Below are 18,263 nucleotides of genomic sequence, written 5' to 3'. Positions count from 1 at the left end.
CAGATTCCCACGCGTTACGCACCCGTGCGCCACTAGATCCGAAGATCTCGTTCGACTTGCATGTGTTAGGCATGCCGCCAGCGTTCGTTCTGAGCCAGGATCAAACTCTCAAGTTTGATGTTCCACCGCACAGCCGCCGGAATGTGCGACCATGCAGCAGCTCATTTCTAGGAGCCGTTCCTGCACATTCTTGTGAAACCCATCCGCCAGGCGAACCCGACGAACAAGCTTCCACGTATGGAAACGTGTAAGGACATGTATGAAACGGCTTGGCTTTTACCGAGCACCCTGCACCTAGAAGCTGCAAGACCCGGAGCCGCCGCCCACATGTCCCTTCATCTAAACCAACAATGTCAAAGAGCGACAAAAATCGACGCTGCGCCTTTCCCCTTTTTCCAGGGGCGGCCGCTGCGCCTCAATTTCGGTGACCGCCGCTGCCTCAGTGAAGAGCACCGCGTCGGTGAGGTGGCTTCTATGCGCGGTTCCCAAGACCGTCAACGAGAAAATGAAACTTTCTGTCGTTTTCGTGACAGTGATCCGGAAAACGGCTGAAATCCTGGCTTTTTGAGCACCGATGATCCCGGCGGGAATGACCGTTTGATGACCATTTCCGCCGAATCAGCGGCGAATCGCCCCGGGATCAGCCCTGCATCCCCTGAATCGCGGCGAAGGCACGCACCGCGTCGGCCTCGTCCCCGCCCCAGACCGCATGGCTTACCGCCAGGAAGTCCGCGCCCGCCTGCACCAGCGGCGCCGCATTGGCCGGCGTGATCCCGCCGATTGCGACGCAGGGGATTTCGAACAGTGCCGACCACCAGGAGAGGATCACCGGCTCGGGACGATGTTCGGTGGTCTTGGTGGTCGTCGGATAGAAGGCGCCGAACGCGACATAGTCGGCCCCCGCCTCGCCGGCTTCCATCGCGAGATGCCGGCTATCGTGACAGGTCACGCCGATCTGGACATTGGGGCCGAGGATCACGCGCGCCTCGCGAGCATCGCCGTCCCCCTGCCCCAGATGCACGCCGTCGGCGCCGAGGCGCTTGGCCAAGCTGACGCTGTCGTTAACGATAAAGGCGACCTCGGCATCCGCGCAGATCCGCTGCAGCGGCTCGGCGAGCTTGGCGGCCTGGTGCTGGTCGACATCCTTCACGCGGAACTGGAAGGCGGCGACCGGGCCTGCATCGAGCGCGCGGCGCAGGCGATCGGCAAAGCCGCCGGTCACGTCGAGCGGCGAGATCAGATAGAGCTGGCAGGGCGGGCGACGATCGTCGCGAACGAATTTCTCGGCGCAGCCTTCGAGGTTCGCTTCGTCTTCGAGATCGTCGAAGGGTTCGGACATGGGATACTCCGCTGCTGAAATCGGCGGAACGCTACCGCCTTCGCCGGCGGGCCTTCCACCCCCTGTCCTCCGGGGTCAAGCAGCGGCAGGTATGCGGTGGCGCCGTCCGGGCGAACCCGTCGGCGCCGCCGGGGCAGGTTTCAGGCTTCCTCGCCCTTGTAGATCGACACAAGCTTGTCGAGCATCGCCAGCGCCTCGTCGCGGGGGCGCTGGAAGGTGTTGCGGCCGATGATCGAGCCCTGGCCGCCGCCCGCGAGAATGTCGCGGGCGTCCTGGTACACCGCATCCGCGCCCTTCGAGGCGCCGCCCGAGAAGACGACGATGCGGCGGCCGGCGAAGCAGCTCTGCACGACATGGGCCACGCGGTCGCCTTGGTTGGACCAGTCGGTGCCCTCATAGAGCTTCTTGGCCTCGGCCTGCTCGATGTTCGCGGCGGGCAGCTTGACCTTGATGATGTGCGCGCCGAGCAGCGCCGCCATGTGCGCGGCATAGGCGCCGACGTCGAGCGCCAGTTCGCCTTCCTTGCTGAGCTTGCCGCCGCGCGGATAGGACCAGATCACCGTCGCGATGCCGACCGAGGCGGCCTGGGCGCGCATTTCCTTGATCTCTTCCATCATCTCGAACACGCCGTCGGCGCCCGGATAGATGGTGAAGCCGATCGCCGAGCAGCCGAGGCGCAGCGCGTCGTCGACGCCGCCGGTCACGGCCTGGTCGATGCCGGTCGCCCAGCTGTTCGAGCTGTTGACCTTGAGGATCGTCGGGATCTGGCCGGCAAAGGTGTCGGCGCCCGCCTCGATCATGCCAAGCGGCGCGGCATAGGCCGAGAGACCGGCGTCGATCGCGAGCTGGAAGTGGTAGTGGGGATCATAGGCGTCGGGGTTGACCGAGAAGCTGCGCGCCGGCCCGTGCTCGAAGCCCTGATCGACCGGCAGGATGATCAGCTTGCCCGTGCCACCGAGCTTGCCCTGCATCAGGATGCGGGCGAGGTTCGCCTTCACTCCCGGATTGTCGGAGCCGTAATTGTCGAGGATCGCTTTGACGGCCGGCGTGATGCCCATGATCTTCTCCGCATTGGTAATCGCTGCGGCGTCCCTATCGCGGCAGATTGGTCACGAAAAGGCTGACAACGTTGGCCACTTGCTGCGGAGCGAAAGTTATTTCGCATCTGCGGAACAGCTCGAACACCTGCCAGGAGATTGGTGCGTTTTTGGTACGCAGAAGCTGTCTTATTGACGCGATACCTTCGTATTGATCGTCGATCGCACCAATCGAATCACCGGCGCGACGTCGCCCGGGCACGACAGGCAGCAAAAAGGGCGGGGTCGCGCCTGCGTCCCCGCCCTTCCGGTTGCTGTAGCCGCGGATCAGCGTGCGAGCGCGGCGACGCCGGGAAGTTCCTTGCCTTCCATCCACTCCAGGAAGGCGCCGCCGGCGGTCGAGACGAAGCTGAACTCGCCGCCCACGCCCGCCTGGTTGAGCGCCGCCACCGTATCGCCGCCGCCGGCGACCGAGACGAGCTGGCCTTCCTTGGTGAGCGCCGCCGCGGTGCGCGCGAGCGAGACGGTCGCCGCGTCGAAGGGCGGAATCTCGAACGCGCCAAGCGGGCCGTTCCAGACCAGGGTCTTGCAGGTCTTGAGCACGTCGGCGAGCGCCTCGGTGGCGGCCGGGCCGACATCGAGGATCATCTCGTCGGCGGCGACTTCATGGACATTGACCGTGCGCACCGGCGGGTTGGCGCGGAATTCCTTCGCCACGACCACGTCGTAGGGCAGGTGAACGGTGCAGCCGGCCGCGTCCGCCGCGTCGAGGATCTCCTCGGCGGTGCCGGTCAGGTCGTGCTCGCACAGGCTCTTGCCGACATCGACGCCGCGCGCGGCGAGGAAGGTGTTGGCCATGCCGCCGCCGATGATCAGGTGATCGACGCGCGCGACGAGGTGCTTGAGCACGTCGAGCTTGGTCGAGACCTTGGCGCCGCCGACCACGGCTGCCACCGGATGCTCGGGATTGCCCAGCGCCTTGTCGAGCGCGTCGAGTTCGGCTTCCATCTGGCGGCCGGCAAAGGCGGGCAGCTTGTGGGCGAGGCCCTCGGTCGAGGCGTGCGCGCGGTGCGCGGCCGAGAAGGCGTCGTTGACATAAAGGTCGCCGAGCGACGCGAAGCGATCGACCACCGCCGGATCGTTCTTCTCTTCGCCGCCGAAGAAGCGGGTGTTTTCGAGGAGCGCGATGTCACCGTCGTTCAGCGTCGCGACCGAGGCGGCGTCGCCTTCCCAGTCGATATAGCGGACCGAGCGGCCGAGCACCTGCTCGAGCGGCTTCACCACCTGCGAGAGCGAGAATTCGGGGGTCGGATTGCCCTTGGGGCGGCCGAAATGCGCGAGGATCAGCACCTTGGCGCCGCGATCGGCCAGCTCGGCGACGGTCTGGATTGCGGCGCGGAGGCGCGTGTCGTCGCTTACCTTGCCGTCGGCCATCGGCACGTTGAGGTCCTCGCGGACCAGCACCCGCTTGCCGGTGATATCGCCCATGTCGTCGAGCGTCTTGAAACTGCGCGCCATGCTGAACCCCTCGCGTTCTTATGAAAAGTCTCCCCTCCCGCTTGCGGGAGGGTTCGGGGGAGGGTGTGACGTGGGGGTTCTTGCTGCAGCGCTTTCGCGGGCGACCACCACTCACCCTCCCCTAGCCCCTCCCGCAAGCGGGAGGGGAATTTTAGAAGTGCCCCCGCCGAGACGGGGGCATTTAGATCAGAGGCCCGCCATCACGGTCGCGGTGTCGACCATTCGGTTCGAGAAGCCCCATTCATTGTCGTACCAGCTGACCACGCGGACCAGCTTGCCGTCGATCACCGCGGTCTCCAGGCTGTCGACGGTCGACGATGCCGGCGTGTGCACGATGTCGGCCGAGACGATCGGATCGGCGGTATAGACCAGCACGCCCTTGAGCGGGCCGCTCTCCGAGGCTGCCTTCAGCACCGCGTTGACTTCCTCGACCGAGGTGTCGCGCTTCGGCATGAAGGTCAGGTCGACGAGGCTGCCGTCCGGCACCGGCACGCGGACGGCCGAACCGTCGAGCTTGCCCTTGAGCTCCGGCAGCACCTCGCCCACCGCGCGGGCGGCGCCCGTCGTGGTCGGGATGATCGACATCGCGGCAGCGCGCGCACGACGCAGGTCCGGGTGGATCTGGTCGAGGATCTTCTGGTCGTTGGTATAGGCGTGGACCGTGGTCATCAGGCCGCGCTCGATGCCGATCGCGTCGTTGAGGACCTTTGCGACCGGCGCCAGGCAGTTGGTGGTGCACGACGCGTTCGAGACGATGGTGTGCTCGGCGGTCAGCTTGTCGTGGTTCACGCCGTAGACGACGGTGAGGTCGACATTCTTGCCCGGCGCCGAGATCAGCACCTTCTTGGCGCCGGCGTCGAGGTGCTTCTGGGCGTCTTCGCGCTTGGTGAAGAAGCCGGTGCACTCGAGCACGATGTCGACGCCGTTCTCGGCGTGCGGCAGATTCGCCGGATCGCGCTCGGCGGTCACCTTGATGTGCTTGCCGTCGACGACGATGTCGTTGCCGTCGGCCTCCACCGTGCCCGGATATTTGCCATGGATGCTGTCCCGCGCGAACAGCCAGGCGTTCGACTTGGCGTCCGACAGGTCGTTGATCGTGACCAGCTCGAGGCCGCTTTCCGGGCGCTCGAGGATCGCGCGTGCCACCAGACGGCCGATACGTCCGAAACCGTTGATCGCAACCTTCGTCATGCCTGTTCTCCGTTCAGCTTTGCGATGATCTGCGGAACGATGGCGCCCGCAGTGAGACCGAAATGTTCGTAGAGCGCTAAATAGGGGCCCGAAGCGCCGAAGCCATCCACGCCGAAGCGCAAACCATCGTTTCCGGTGTAGCGCTCCCAGCCGAAGGTGGTGCCCGCCTCGATCGATACCTTGAGCGCGTCGGCCGGCAGGATGTCGCGCTTATAGGCGGCGTCCTGCGCGTCGAAGCGCTCGAAGCACGGGACCGAGACGACATCGGCGCCGATGCCCTGGGCTTCCAGCGCCTCGCGCACGGCGACGGCGATCTCGACTTCCGAACCGGTCGCGAGCAGCACCACCTTGCGGGGCGCCTCCGCCTCGAGCAGCGCATAAGCGCCGCGGGCAGAGCGGTTCTCGGCGGCTTCGGTGCGCAGCTGCGGCAGGTTCTGGCGGCTGAGCGCGATCAGCGCAGGACCGTCGGTCTTGGCGAGCGCGGCTTCCCAGGCCTCGGCCGTCTCGACGACGTCGCAAGGGCGCCACACGTCGAGGTTCGGGATGACGCGCAGGCTCATCAGATGCTCGATCGGCTGGTGGGTCGGGCCGTCCTCGCCGAGACCGATCGAATCGTGCGTCATCACATAGACGACGCGGGCATGCTGGAGCGCCGAGAGGCGGATTGCGGCGCGGGCATAGTCGGCGAAGACGAGGAAAGTGCCGCCATAGGGGATCACGCCCCCGTGCAGCGCCATGCCGTTCATCGCCGCGGCCATGCCGAACTCGCGGATGCCGTAGTTGAGGTAGCGGCCGCCATAATTGTCGGCGTCGAGCCGCTGCAGCCCCTTGGTCAGCGTGTTGTTCGAGCCCGTGAGGTCGGCCGAGCCGCCGATCGTCGCATCGAGGATCGCGTTGACCGCCTCCAGCGCGAGCTCGGACGCCTTGCGGGTCGCGACCTTCTGCGGGTTCGCGAGCAGGCTCTGGACATGCGGCTGGAGCAGGTCCGCCGGCACCTCGCCGCGGCGTTCCCAGCCGAGACGATCCGGATGCGCGGCAAGACGCTCCTTCCAGGCGGCATGCGGCGCGGCGCCGCGGGCGCCGACTTCGAGCCAGGCGTCGCGAATATCGCCGGGGATCTCGAACGCCGGATGGTTCCAGCCGATCGCAGCGCGCACGGCGGCGACTTCGTCCTTGCCGAGCGGCGAGCCATGGACCTTGGACGTGCCCTGCTTGTTCGGCGCGCCCTTGCCGATGATCGTGCGGCACTTGACCAGCACCGGCTTGTCGCTGGCGACCGCCTCGTCCAGCGCGCGGACGATATCCGCCTCGTCATGGCCGTCGCATTCGACGACGTGCCAGCCGGTGGCGCGGTAGCGCGCGGGAATATCCTCGACCGACGACAGCGACACCGCGCCGTCGATCGTGATCTTGTTGTCGTCCCACAGCACGATCAGGCGGTTGAGCTTGAGATGGCCAGCGATGCCGATCGCCTCGTGGTTGATGCCTTCCATCAGGCAGCCGTCGCCGGCGATCACCCAGGTCTTGTGGTCGACCAGATCGTCGCCGAAGGTGGCGTTGAGGTGCCGCTCGGCGATCGCCATGCCGACCGCCATCGCCAGGCCCTGGCCCAGCGGGCCGGTGGTGCACTCAACGCCCGCCAGCTCGAAATTCTCGGGATGGCCGGCGCAGGGGCTGCCGATCTGGCGGAAGGCCTTGATGTCATCGAGCGTCGGGCGGGCATAGCCCGTGAGGTGCAGCAGCGAATAGAGCAGCATCGAGCCGTGGCCGGCCGAGAGTACGAAGCGATCGCGATCGGGCCAAGCCGGATCAGCGGGATCGAATTTCAGGTAGCGCTGGAAGAGGACGGTAGCGACATCGGCCATGCCCATCGGCATGCCGGGGTGCCCCGAATTTGCGGCCTCGACCGCGTCCATGGAGAGCGCGCGGATCGCATTGGCGCAATCGGCGAAGGATGCTGTCACGTGATATTCCCCGTTTGGTCGCGCATGCCTTTGGAAGCGCCGGGGCCGGACGTCAACCATTGGGCGCACCCGTTCCTGCGAGGCATTATGACTTGTCGGTCTTGTCGCCCTCGCGATCCATGCTATCCGGCATCATAATGTCCGACCAAGTAGCAGATCGTATCGAACGGGCTCTGAAGCGTATCGAAGTCGCCGCCGCGTCGCAGGCGCTTGTGCGGACGCGGCTGGAAGCACGGAACGAAGCGTTGCGCGCACGAATCGAATCGGCGATCGTCGACCTGGATGCGCTGATCGCCGGCGAGCGCGAGGCGGAAGCCGACGCTGCCTCTGCCGGCGGCGAAGAGGACGAAGGCTGATGGCGGATATCACGCTCCAGGTCGCCGGCCGCAGCTACACGGTTTCCGCGCGAGACGAGGACATGCCGCATCTTCGCGCGCTGGAAGCACGGATCGGCCGCCATGCCGAGGCTGCGATGCGCGCCGGCGGCACCCAGGGCGGCGAACGCACCCTGCTCTACCTCGCGCTGATCCTGGCAGACGCGCTGGACGAGGCCGAACGGAAGCCGGCTCCCGCCGCCGTCGTTCCGGACGGACTGCTCGACCGGATCGCCGATCGACTGGAAGCCGTTGCCGAGGCCCTTGAGGAACGCGACGCGACGTCCTAGATTGGAAGCGTGGCGGGAACTGCCCGGTGCGAGCCTTAGCAATTATCCCTGAGGCTATAATCTTCATCCATGGGAGCTGTCCCTGTGCAGATCCTGGTCTGCAACACATGGTTCCCACCTGACGTTCTGTGCGTCGGTGGATATTCAGGCCAACGGCCCATGGTGGTTCCCGTCACACCTTGCCCGCTGATCCGATGCTGAGCGACAAGCCCGCCCTCCGCGCGCGCCTGCGCGCCGCGCGCGATCTGTTCGCCGCGGAATCGAGCACCGCGATTCGCGCGCCCGAAGCGTTTGTCGAGAAATTGACGCCCGGGATGATCGTCGCCACCTATTGCCCGGTGGGCAGCGAGGCCGATCCAACGCAGCTTGCCGCCGCGGCCGCCGAGCGCGGCTGCACGCTTGCCCTGCCGCACGTGATCGATCGCGCCGCCCCGATCCGCTTTCTCGCCTGGGAGATGGGTACGCCGCTGGTCCCCGGCCCCTTCGGCCTGCGCCAGCCGGACGCCGCCAGCAACGAGGTCGCACCCGATGTGATCCTGACGCCGCTGATCGGCTATGACCCGCGGCTCAACCGCCTTGGCCAAGGAGCCGGCCATTATGACCGCGCCTTCGCCCGTTTCGACCATGCCTGGCGGGTGGGGGTGGCCTGGTCGGCGCAGGAAGTTCCCGCTCTCCCCGCCGACATATGGGACGTCCCGCTCCACGCGGTCGTGACCGAGCAGGGCATGCGCTGGCACACCGAGTCATGAGCCCCAGCTGGCGCAAACCCGCCGGCGCGCTGGCGATCGTGGGGCTGATCCTGGTGTGGGTGGTGCTGGTCGCGAGCTTTTCGGGGTGGATCGGGCAGTTGCCGATCCTGGTGCAGACGCTGGTCTATCTGGCGCTGGGGATCGTGTGGATCCTGCCGCTCAAGCCGCTCTTGCGGTGGATGGAGACGGGGCGCTGGCGGATGCCCCCTCCACCACGCCGCTAGCGCGGCGCGGTCCCCCTCCGTTTCGCGGTGGAGGAGACGCTAAGGGCAGCGGTGGCAGAATCGTGTTTCCTCTCCCGCGCAGTGGGGGAAGGGAAGCGCCGCCGACGGCGGTGGTGGCGGGGGCCTGCTTCAGCGCCGCTCCCGCACCGCCTTGAACTCCGACCCCGCCTTCCATCTCGGCCAGGCCGACCCGTTCGCCAGATCCGCCCCGATCGTGCCCAGCAGGTCGATGTCCTGCACCGCGCCGCCCAAGTTCCAGTCCGGCCCCCAGGCGTCGCAGGCCTGATGGTAGCACTGGCCGGTATAGGCATCGATCCACGCCTGCCCCGCCGCCACGCCGCCCTGCTTGAGGTCCGAGGCGCCGGCAATGCCCATCAGCAGCAGCGTCGGCACGCCCTGCTTGGCAAAGGAGAAATGGTCCGCGCGGTAGAACAGCCCACGTTCGGGCAGCCCCTCCGGCGTCACCCGGCGCCCTTGCGTTGCCGCGACGCGGGCCATGTCGTCCTCCAGCGTGTTCTGCCCCTTGCCGACCAGCACCACGTCGTTGGCGAGCCCTGCGGTCTGCAGGATGTCGAGCGTCAGGTTGGCGACGGTCTTCGCCATCGGCACCACCGGGTGCTGGGTATAATAAAGCGAGCCGAGCAGCCCGCGCTCCTCCGCCGTCCAGGCGGCGAAGACGACGCTGCGCTCCGGCGCCGGGCCCGCCTTCATGCTCCGGGCGATCTCCAGCAGTCCGGCGATGCCAAGCGCGTCGTCATTGGCGCCGGCGCGGTAGATGCGCCCCTTGGCGTCTGGCTTGCCGGCGCCGTAGGCATCCCAGTGCGCGCCGAACATCACCGCCTCGTCCGGCCGTTCGCTGCCGGGAACCTTCGCGAGAACATTGTAGCTGTCGACCTGCTCGGCGGTGACCGGCACGTCGGCGGTGAAGCGCACGCCTTCCAGCGGCACCGGGCGGAAGCTCGCCTTGCGCGCCGCGACCCGCAGCCTGGCGAGGTCGAGCCCGGCGGCGGCGAACAGCCGCGTTGCCGCCCCACCCTCGAGCCAGCCCTGCAGCGCGACGCTGGTGACGTCCTCTGGCTTGCGGACGACATCGTAATTCTCGCCGCCGCTGCTGATCACCACGTTCCAGCCATAGCCCGCACCGGGCGTATCGTGCACGATCAGTGCCCCCACCGCGCCGCGCCGGGCGGCTTCCTCGAACTTGTAGGTCCAGCGGCCATAATAGGTCATCGTCCGACCGCCGAAGGTGTTGGCGACGGGCTCGCCCTTCTCGGCCGAGAAATCGGGATCGTTGACGAGGAACACCGCCACCTTGCCCTTCAGGTCCAGGCCCTTGAAGTCGTCCCACTGCCGCTCGGGCGCGGTCACGCCATAGCCGACGAACACCACCGGCGCGCCCGCAATTCGGGCAGCGGCATCCGGGCGAATCGTCGAGACGTAGAGGTCCCTGGCCTGCTCGAGCGGCATCGCGCCCTTGGGCCCGTCGAATCGCAGCGTCGCGGGCGTGCCGAGGCGCGTGTGGAGCAGCGGCACCTTTTGCAGCCACTGGCCGTCCGGGCCGGCCGGTTCCAGCCCCAGCGCCTCGAATCGGGCGACCAGATAGCCGAGCGTGCGATCCTCGCCGCGGGTGCCGGGCGCACGGCCTTCGAACGCGTCCGACGCCAGGGTGCGGACGGTCTGCTCGATTCGCTTCGAATCGGCTGCGATCTGGGCCGCGGCAGGGATGGCGGTTGTGGCGAGCAGCAGCGCGAGCGCGCGAACGGAAGTGCGGATCATCGCGGCGGCTTAGCGCAGAAAAGGGAAGCCCTGCAAAGGGCCCGGCCAGCGCGCATTCCCGCTTCTTCGGGGACATGCGCCGCATGGCGCGAGTGACGGGGCTCGAACCCGCGACCTCCGGCGTGACAGGCCGGCGCTCTAACCAACTGAGCTACACCCGCTTGCTTCCAAGCGAGGAAATCTTGAACGGCCAATCGCCGCCGGATTCCATCTGGAGTCCCGCAAGGCGAGTGGCGCGAGTGACGGGGCTCGAACCCGCGACCTCCGGCGTGACAGGCCGGCGCTCTAACCAACTGAGCTACACCCGCTTGAGCCAAGCGAGGAGGCGGCACCTAGCCGCGTGTTTTGGGGCTGTCAACCGGATTGATCGAGGTTCGCGCGACGACGCGAACGAATGTTTGCCGGATCGCGCACCAGGGTGCCCTGCTCGAACAGGAACCCGGCGATATCGGGCTTGCCGGCGGCGTTGAGCACGGTCTGGATGATGATCAGCAGCGGCACCGCCAGCAGTGCCCCCGTGGTACCCCACACCCAGCCCCAGAAGCTCAGCGAGATCAGGATCATGATCGGGTTGATGGTCAGCCGATGGCCGACGATCAGCGGCGTCACGACATTTGCTTCCACCAGATGCGCGGCGATCATGATCGCCGGCGGCACCATCGCCGTGCCGATATCCGCGTAGCTCATCAGCCCGCCCACCGCGAGCAGCAGCGCGGCGATCACCGGGCCGATATAGGGAATGTAATTGAGCAGCGCGACGAGGCCGCCCCACATCAACGGCGTCGGCATCCCCATCAGCCACAACGCACCCGCGACGATCAGCCCCAGGGTGAAATTGATCAGGGTGATCGTGCCCAGATAGGCGGAGGTATCGTCCACCACGTCCTGGATCACCCGCGCCGTCGCCATCGCGCCGCCGAAGCTCGATCGGCTGGTGATTGCGCTGCGGCGGAGCCGGGTCCAGCCGGACAGGAAGAAATAGATGACGAGGATCGCGAAGAACATCTCGATCAGCGCCGACGGAGCCGAGGTGGTGAACAGGTCCATCAGCGAGGTCGGCGGCTGCGGCGCCTGCACCACCGGCTGGCGGACCGGTGCGGCGGCGAAGTTGTTCAGCGTCTTGTTCACGAACCGCTCGAGATTCGAATAGAATCGGATCAGCGGCTCCAGGTTCTGCTGGATCTTCGGCACGCTTTCGGGGAGCCGGCGGACCCATTGCCAGGCCGGCACCCCGATCGAGGCGAGCGCGATGTTGGCCGCGCTCAGGAACAGCAGCACGCAGAGGAACGCCGCGATCGGCGCGGGCAACCGGTGGCGCTCCAGCCATTCGAGCAGCGGCACCAGCGCGATCGCGATCACCAGCGAGGCGGTGACCGGCAGGAAGAAGCGCGCGCCCGCCTGCAGCGCGAAGGGCAGCGCCAGCACCAGCCCCATGCCCGCGATCAGCACCAGCGCGGCCATCAGCCGGTCGCGGCGGAGGCTCGGCGCGGGTTCCTCGCCCTGCCATTCTTCCGGCAGATCGGCGGCGGCAACCGCATCGGGAACCGCCCCTGCCCGGCCGCCATCTCCACCCATCATCCCGGTACGCTGGTCCACGCTAAAATCCCTTTCTGGTACAGTGTAGAGACGCGAGCGTGTCGCGGCAATGCAAGGCCCTAACACGGCGCAATTGCGGCGGCATGTGTTGCCAGCTAGCCTCACTTGCATGGCCGAATTGCTTCTGGTGATCGACGAGGGCACCACCTCGACTCGCGCGATGCTCTTCACGCCATCGGGACAATGTGTTGCGAGCAGATCTGCAGAACTGACGCAGCATTATCCCGGCCCAGGGCTTGTCGAACATGATGCTGGCGAGATCTGGCGGCAGAGCCATGCCTGCGCGGCCGCGATGGTGACGCTGGCCGGCGGCCCGCAGCGAATCACCGCGATCGGCATCACCAACCAGCGCGAGACGGTGGTGTTCTGGGACAAGATCACGGGCGAACCGCTTGCCCCCGCGATCAGCTGGCAGGACCGGCGCAGCGCGCCGCTTTGCCTGAAGCTGCGCGAGGCGGGCGAGGAACCCGGCATCCAGGCGCGCACCGGATTGCTGCTCGATCCCTATTTCTCGGGGACCAAGATCGCCTGGGCCATGGCGAACTGGCCGCAGCTGAAAGACGCCGGGGACCGGCTGGCGATCGGCACGGTGGAAAGCTGGCTGGTATGGAAGCTCACCGCGGGGCTGCACATCACCGATGCCACCAATGCGTCGCGCACGCTGCTGATGGGCCTGGGCAGCGGCGGCTGGAGCGACGGGCTGCTCGACCTGTTCGACGCCCCTCGCGCCGCGCTGCCGGAGATCGTAGACTGCGCCGGCCACTTCGGGGTGACTCGCATGTTCGGGGGGGCGATCCCGATCTGCGGACTGGCGGGCGACCAGCAATCCGCGACCATCGGCCAGGCCTGTCTGACGCCGGGCGACACCAAGGCGACCTTCGGCACCGGCGCCTTCGTGTTGACCAATGCCGGCACGCTCCAGCCGCGCTCGCGGCATCGGCTACTGGCGACGGTGCTGTGGCAGCTCGGGGGGCGACGGACCTACGCGCTGGAGGGATCAATGTTCGTCGCCGGCAGCCTGGTCCAGTGGCTGCGGGATTCACTCGGCCTCATCGCGACCGCGGCCGAGACGGAAATCCTGGCTCGATCGGTTCCCGACAATGGCGGGGTGTATTGCGTACCGGCGCTCACCGGCCTGGGCGCGCCCTGGTGGGAGCCGGAGGCCCGGGCGGCAATTTCCGGCCTCAGCTTTGCCGCCGGGCGGCCGCACATCGTGCGCGCCGCGCTGGAAGCCATGGCGCACCAGAGCCATGACCTGGAGACCGCCTTCGCCGCCGACAACGCCCAATGGGCGCGCTTGCGGGTGGACGGCGGCATGATCACCAACGACTGGATCGCGCAGGATCTGGCGGACATTCTCGCCTTGCCGGTCGACCGCCCCGATTTCGCCGAGACCACCGCGCTGGGCGCCGCGATGCTGGCCGGGGTTGGCTGCGGCATGTTCGACAGCCTGGACGACTCCGTGATGATGCGCGGCACCATCCGGACCTTCGAGCCGCAGATCGAACCGGAGATCCGGGCGGCTCGGCTGGCGGGCTGGCGCGATGCGATCGGCCGCGTGGTGGCGGCCGCCTGAGCGTCGCCGTGCCCCTTCGAAAGCACCTCGCCTGCGCCGATGAAATGCGGCAAGGCCCCCCCCATGTCCGGCAGCAGTGACGATATCCACCCCGATGCGGCGGTCGCGCCAGGCTATCTCGCCAATCACGCCGCCCGCGTGTTCAACCGCATCGTCGACAGCCGGCTCAAGCCGCTGGGCATGTCGCTGGGCCTGCTCGGGCCGATCCTGCTGCTGCGTTGGAAAGGAGCGATGCCGCAGCGCGATCTGGTTCGCCACGCCGCGGTCAAGCAGCCCGCAATGGTCGCGTTGCTCGACAAGCTGGAAGCCATGGAACTGATCGCCCGCAGTCCCGTGCCGGGCGACAAGCGATCGGCGATGATCGCCCTCACCCCGCAAGGCGACGCGATCGCCGACGCGGGCCGGGACGCGCTGCTGGCCGCCAACGTCGCGGGCGTCGAAGGATTTTCCGCGGAGGAAGCAGAATTGCTGGTCTCCCTGCTCCAGCGGTTCATCATCCATCTGGAAGCTTCCCAGGGAACATAATATCACTAGTGATGTTTCTCCGACAAAGGAGACATCGCAATGCCCCACCGCATCCTCGTCACCGGCGCCAGCGTCGCCGGTGCCACCGCCGCCTGGTGGCTGGGCCGTCATGGCTTCGACGTCGAGGTGGTCGAAAAGGCACCTGCCTTTCGCGACGGTGGACAAAATGTCGATGTTCGCGGCGCCGCCCGCGAAGTGCTTCGCCGGATGGGACTGGAGGCCGCGGCGCAGGCCCGTACCACCGGCGAGCGCGGCACCGACTGGGTCGATGCGGAGGACCGCCCCATCGCGCGGTTCGCCGTGGACGACATCGGCGACGGGCCGACCGCCGAGCTGGAGATCCTGCGCGGCGACATCGCCCGGCTGATCTACGAGCCCGCCGCCGAACGCGCTGCCTTTCGCTTCGGCGATAGCATCGCCGCGATCGAGCAGGATGCCGCGGGCGTCGACGTGCGGTTCGAAAGCGGGCGCACATCGCGCTACGACCTTGTCATCGTGGCCGAGGGGGTCGGCTCGCCGACCCGTGAACGCGTCTTTCCGGGCGAGGCGCGATCCCGCTGGCTGGACATCACCATCGCCTATTTCTCCATCCCCAAGACCGCCGGGGACGGCCCTTTCGCGCGGGTGCACAACATCACGCGCGGCCGCGGCGCGACGCTCAAGCCGGGGCCGGACGACAGGCTGCACGTCTATCTGGGGCAGCAGAAGAAACCGGAGGACGAGGGGCAATGGGACATCGCACGCCAGAAGGCCTGGCTGCACGCCCTGTTCGACGGTGAAGGCTGGCAGTTCACACGGCTGCTGGCAGGCATGGATGCCACCGAAGATTTCTATTTCGACGTGCTGCGGCAGGTGAAGATGCCGCGCTGGTCGAATGGGCGCGTGGTGCTCACCGGCGACGCCGCCTGGTGCGCGACGCCGATGTCGGGCATCGGCACCTCGCTGGCGATCGTCGGCGGCTATGTCCTCGCAGGCGAGCTGATGCGCGGCAGCGACCACCGCGTGGCCTTCAACACCTATGAACAGATCCTGCGGCCCTATGTGAACGAGGGCCAGAATTTTCCCAAGTTCGTGCCGCGGCTGCTCTGGCCGCACAGCAAGGCGGGGCTTGCGGTGCTGCGCGGCGCGATGCGGCTGGCGAGCACCCCGCTCATGCGCAAGACCTTCGCCCGGCTGTTTGTTCGCGACTCTGAGGCGATCGCGCTTCCCGACTATGCCGCGCCAGCGGACCGGGGATGAAATAAGCCGCCCGGGGGGCTCCCCCCGGGCCGGCCAGTCGCATCCTCGAAGAGAGGAAGCTCAGAACTTGATGCTGACGCCGCCGAACACGCTGGTGCCGCTGCGCGTCTCGTTGTGGAGACGGTGGTAGATGCTGTTGAACTGCACTTCGGTCTCGTTGGTCAGGTTGATCGCGTCGAGCGTCAGACGGATGCGGTCGGTGAGGTTGTAGAAGGCCGCCGCGTCGACATAGACGGTGCCGTCGAAGCCGTCCTTGCTCTCCGGCTTCTTGCCGTCATAGCCCGAGCGCAGATAGGACGAGCGATAGTTCATCGAGCCGCGGATGCCCCAGCGCTTGGTCTCATAGTAGAGCGTCGCGTTGGCGCTCGACTTGGACAGGCCGTTGATCGGGTTGTTGACCCCGTTCTTGTCGCGGATGTTCGAGTCGATCAGCGTGACGTTGGTCGACATGCCGAGCTTGTCGAAGGGCGCCGGCAGGAACGTGAAGTTCGCCTGGGCGGCGGCCTCGAAGCCGGTGATATATGCCTTGCCGCCGTTGATCGGCTTCGAATATTCCGAGACCAGCGTGTTCGGCGTCAGGTTGGGCAGCAGCGAAAGCGGCAGACCCGTGGCGCTGTAGGGCACGTTATACTGCGTGTCGGTGATGATCAGGTTGTCGATATCCTTGTGGTAGACACCGAGCGAGATCAGCCCGACCTGGCCAAAATACCATTCCGCCGAAATGTCGATCGCGTCGTCCTTGTACGGCTTGAGATCGGGGTTGCCGATGCTCGCGGTGATCTTGCGGCTCGCCGGATCGCTGCCGTCGGCCGAGGCGGTGCCCGAAGCGCTCATCGAGCCCAGCGACGGGCGATTGATGTTGCGCGCCGCGGCGACGCGGACCAGGAAATTGGGCGTGATCTCCAGCGCGGCGTTGAGCGCGGGCAGGACGTCCGAATAGTGCGCGCTGGTGGTGACGACGCCGATCGGCGTATCGCTCTGGGTGATGTTGCCGGTGCTGGTGGTGTCGGTGAAGAAGGCGCGGAGGCTGAGGTTGCCGCGCAGCCGCATCCCGCCTAGGGGCGCGTTCCATTCGACCTGGCCATAGGTCGAGGTGGTTTCCTCGGTGACCGCGAAGGTGTTCTCGATGTCCCAGGCGCCGGCAACGCTGTGCTGGGCGTTGTATTTGGCGAAGGCACGGTCGTAATTGCCGGTCAGCCAGTCCGCCGACTTGTTCTGGGTGAACGCGTCGACGATGCTCGCCGCCGGATCGCCGCCGAACTTCTGGAACTGTCCGTCATTGTAGATTTCCGAGCCCGAATTGCTGAACCGGCGATAGCTGGCGCCGCCGCGCAGCGTGAACACGTTGCTGAGCGTATAGGCGCCGTTGAGCACGCCTTCGCGCAGGTTGGTCTTGTTCCAGAATTCGCGGAAGTAGAATTCCTTGAACTCGTATTTCGACGGATCGAGCGTGTTCCAGTCGTAGCTGTTGGTCGCGCTGGTGCCGTCGGCCGAATAGGTGGTGGTCATGCCGCCGCGCGCGCGGAGGTAGAGCTTGTCGTCGATCGGCGTGGTGTAGGACGAGTCCTCATAGCCGATATGGCCGTCGAAATTGAGCCGGTCGGTCGCATCCCATTTGTAGGTGAGCGCGATCTGGTTGAACTTGTTCTTGTTCAGCGAGCGGCGATGCTCGCTGGCATAGGTCGCGTTGTCGACGCTGATCGCATCGACGAAGTTGGTGCTGTCCCAATGGATCGACTTGATCTTCGAGGTCGTGTCGAAGATCACCGAGCCCGAGGTGTTGTCCGGCCGCGTCGCCAGGTGATATTCGTCGCGATGGGTGGTGAACTCGCCGTGCAGCCCGTCGAGGGTGAACAGCAGATTGTCGGCCGGGCGCCACTGGGTGGCGAGGGTCAGGCCGAGGCGCTCCTGCCTCGCGTCCCACACCGAGAGGCGGTTGCCCGAGGCGAACACCAGGTCGCCCGACTTGAACTTGGCCTGCTGCTCGGCGGAGAGCGCCGAGATGTCGAGGCCCTTGCCCAGATAGCTGGCGATCTGGCTCGCGCTCAGCTGGCTCGGCGAATAGGTATTGTAGCCCTGTTCCTCGGTCTTGCGCTTCGAATAGGCGACCGAGACGAGGATGCCGAAGCGATCGCCCCAGTTCTGGCTCAGCATCGCGGCGAGCCGTGGCTGGGCATCCTTGGTATAGCTGTTGGTGCCGAGCTTGGCGGCGATGGCCCCCGACATGCCCTGCTTCTGATCGAGCGGCTTGGCGGTGAACAGGCCGACGGTGCCCGCCATGCCGCCTTCGGACTGCGCGGCCTGGTAGCTCTTCTCCACCTCGACGCGCGAGAACAGCTCGGAGGCGAAGATGTTGAAGTCGAAGGCGCGGTCGCGCGAGCGCTGGCCGCGGCTGTCCATCGCCGAATCGACATTGCCCAGCACTTCCATGCCGTTCAGCTGGACGCGGGTGTAGTCGGGCGAAAGGCCGCGCAGGGTGATGCGGCGGCCCTCGCCGGCCTCGCGGTTGATCGCGACGCCCGGCAGGCGCTGGATCGATTCGGCGAGGTTGAGTTCGGGGAACTTCGCCATGTCCTCGGCGACGATCACGTCCTTGATGATGTTCGCGTTGCGCTTCAGCTCGCGCGCCTTGGCCAGCGAGGCGATGTAACCGTTCACAACGATCTCGCCGTCGTCCTGCCCCTGCGTGACCGCATCCTGCGCGGCGGCAGCCATGGAAATGCTGCTCGCGCCAACGGCCAGCGCGGCGAGCGCCGCGCGGTAGATAAAAGCCATTTTTTGCCCTCCCTTGATGTGGGGGCGTGCCTGCGCCGGCTGCCCCGGGGCGGCGCCTAGGTGCACATGATGACGCGCATGTGACATTAT

Annotated in this window: 16 protein-coding genes, 2 tRNA genes, 1 rRNA gene and 1 other RNA gene; 9 read left to right on the top strand and 11 right to left on the bottom strand. The window is 66.7% G+C overall.

The window, feature by feature from the left end; genetic code table 11:
• Window positions 1-116: ribosomal RNA gene (locus S2M10_RS20960) — 16S ribosomal RNA — on the bottom strand; the annotation flags it as partial.
• Between the two features lie 139 nt (window positions 117-255).
• Between S2M10_RS20960 and S2M10_RS22480 the strand changes: the two genes are divergently transcribed.
• Window positions 256-552, top strand: a complete 297-nt coding sequence (locus S2M10_RS22480; RefSeq protein WP_211091185.1) for a hypothetical protein — start codon at window positions 256-258, stop codon at window positions 550-552.
• Window positions 553-640: 88 nt separating this feature from the next.
• Here S2M10_RS22480 and thiE read toward each other — a convergent pair whose 3' ends face one another.
• From thiE to tkt, 5 genes are all read right to left on the bottom strand, one after another.
• Complete coding sequence (thiE, locus tag S2M10_RS20955; RefSeq protein ID WP_168847788.1) at window positions 641-1,339, bottom strand: thiamine phosphate synthase; 699 nt, start codon at window positions 1,337-1,339, stop codon at window positions 641-643.
• Window positions 1,340-1,479: 140 nt separating this feature from the next.
• Entirely contained in the window at window positions 1,480-2,397 is a 918-nt protein-coding gene (locus S2M10_RS20950; protein WP_168847787.1) for a class I fructose-bisphosphate aldolase, read from the bottom strand.
• Window positions 2,398-2,703: 306 nt separating this feature from the next.
• Window positions 2,704-3,894, bottom strand: coding sequence for a phosphoglycerate kinase (locus tag S2M10_RS20945; RefSeq protein ID WP_168847786.1), 1,191 nt, complete (start codon window positions 3,892-3,894; stop codon window positions 2,704-2,706).
• A gap of 186 nt (window positions 3,895-4,080) precedes the next feature.
• Window positions 4,081-5,085, bottom strand: coding sequence for a type I glyceraldehyde-3-phosphate dehydrogenase (gene gap / locus S2M10_RS20940; RefSeq protein ID WP_168847785.1), 1,005 nt, complete (start codon window positions 5,083-5,085; stop codon window positions 4,081-4,083).
• The gene (gene tkt, locus S2M10_RS20935; RefSeq protein ID WP_168847784.1) at window positions 5,082-7,049 is read right to left on the bottom strand and encodes a transketolase; all 1,968 of its coding nucleotides are present in this window, start codon (window positions 7,047-7,049) and stop codon (window positions 5,082-5,084) included. The genes gap and tkt overlap by 4 nt, the downstream gene beginning before the upstream one ends.
• A gap of 137 nt (window positions 7,050-7,186) precedes the next feature.
• On the opposite strand from tkt, the gene S2M10_RS20930 reads away from it, so the two are divergent.
• The 5 genes from S2M10_RS20930 (at window position 7,187) to S2M10_RS20910 (ending at window position 8,686) form a co-directional block, all read left to right on the top strand.
• A complete protein-coding gene (locus S2M10_RS20930) occupies window positions 7,187-7,405 on the top strand; it encodes a hypothetical protein (RefSeq protein ID WP_247650934.1) in 219 nt (72 codons plus the stop codon).
• Window positions 7,405-7,713, top strand: a complete 309-nt coding sequence (locus S2M10_RS20925; RefSeq protein WP_168847782.1) for a cell division protein ZapA — start codon at window positions 7,405-7,407, stop codon at window positions 7,711-7,713. Before S2M10_RS20930 ends, S2M10_RS20925 begins: the two co-directional genes overlap by 1 nt.
• Before the next feature lie 13 nt (window positions 7,714-7,726).
• Window positions 7,727-7,886, top strand: a non-coding RNA gene (ssrS, locus tag S2M10_RS20920) — 6S RNA.
• A 21-nt stretch (window positions 7,887-7,907) separates the two neighbouring features.
• Window positions 7,908-8,462 (top strand): 5-formyltetrahydrofolate cyclo-ligase, encoded by a 555-nt coding sequence (locus S2M10_RS20915; protein WP_168847810.1) that lies wholly within the window; start codon window positions 7,908-7,910, stop codon window positions 8,460-8,462.
• Window positions 8,459-8,686 (top strand): DUF2842 domain-containing protein, encoded by a 228-nt coding sequence (locus S2M10_RS20910; RefSeq protein WP_168847781.1) that lies wholly within the window; start codon window positions 8,459-8,461, stop codon window positions 8,684-8,686. Before S2M10_RS20915 ends, S2M10_RS20910 begins: the two co-directional genes overlap by 4 nt.
• Before the next feature lie 129 nt (window positions 8,687-8,815).
• On the opposite strand, the gene S2M10_RS20905 is transcribed toward S2M10_RS20910, so the two are convergent.
• The 4 genes from S2M10_RS20905 to S2M10_RS20890 all read right to left on the bottom strand — a co-directional run bounded on the left by S2M10_RS20905 (window position 8,816) and on the right by S2M10_RS20890 (window position 12,058).
• On the bottom strand, window positions 8,816-10,462 hold the full coding sequence (locus S2M10_RS20905; protein WP_168847780.1) for a M28 family metallopeptidase: 1,647 nt from the start codon (window positions 10,460-10,462) through the stop codon (window positions 8,816-8,818).
• A gap of 84 nt (window positions 10,463-10,546) precedes the next feature.
• Window positions 10,547-10,623, bottom strand: a tRNA-Asp gene (locus tag S2M10_RS20900).
• A 70-nt stretch (window positions 10,624-10,693) separates the two neighbouring features.
• A tRNA-Asp gene (locus S2M10_RS20895) sits at window positions 10,694-10,770 on the bottom strand.
• A 46-nt stretch (window positions 10,771-10,816) separates the two neighbouring features.
• Window positions 10,817-12,058 (bottom strand): AI-2E family transporter, encoded by a 1,242-nt coding sequence (locus tag S2M10_RS20890; RefSeq protein ID WP_168847779.1) that lies wholly within the window; start codon window positions 12,056-12,058, stop codon window positions 10,817-10,819.
• A 109-nt stretch (window positions 12,059-12,167) separates the two neighbouring features.
• Between S2M10_RS20890 and S2M10_RS20885 the strand changes: the two genes are divergently transcribed.
• The 3 genes from S2M10_RS20885 to S2M10_RS20875 all read left to right on the top strand — a co-directional run bounded on the left by S2M10_RS20885 (window position 12,168) and on the right by S2M10_RS20875 (window position 15,398).
• Complete coding sequence (locus S2M10_RS20885) at window positions 12,168-13,634, top strand: glycerol kinase (protein ID WP_168847778.1); 1,467 nt, start codon at window positions 12,168-12,170, stop codon at window positions 13,632-13,634.
• A 63-nt stretch (window positions 13,635-13,697) separates the two neighbouring features.
• Complete coding sequence (locus tag S2M10_RS20880) at window positions 13,698-14,159, top strand: MarR family transcriptional regulator (RefSeq protein ID WP_168847777.1); 462 nt, start codon at window positions 13,698-13,700, stop codon at window positions 14,157-14,159.
• Between the two features lie 39 nt (window positions 14,160-14,198).
• The gene (locus tag S2M10_RS20875) at window positions 14,199-15,398 is read left to right on the top strand and encodes an FAD-dependent monooxygenase (protein ID WP_168847776.1); all 1,200 of its coding nucleotides are present in this window, start codon (window positions 14,199-14,201) and stop codon (window positions 15,396-15,398) included.
• 60 nt (window positions 15,399-15,458) lie between these two features.
• Here S2M10_RS20875 and S2M10_RS20870 read toward each other — a convergent pair whose 3' ends face one another.
• Window positions 15,459-18,173: a TonB-dependent receptor gene (locus S2M10_RS20870; protein ID WP_168847775.1), complete on the bottom strand. Its 2,715-nt coding sequence runs from the start codon at window positions 18,171-18,173 to the stop codon at window positions 15,459-15,461.
• Window positions 18,174-18,263 lie beyond the last annotated feature (90 nt).

Source organism: Sphingomonas sp. S2M10 (genome assembly GCF_012650175.1).
Taxonomy (GTDB): domain Bacteria; phylum Pseudomonadota; class Alphaproteobacteria; order Sphingomonadales; family Sphingomonadaceae; genus Sphingomonas.
The sequence above is the reverse complement of the archived record's forward strand: the minus strand, read 5'-3'. Positions and strand labels throughout refer to the sequence as shown.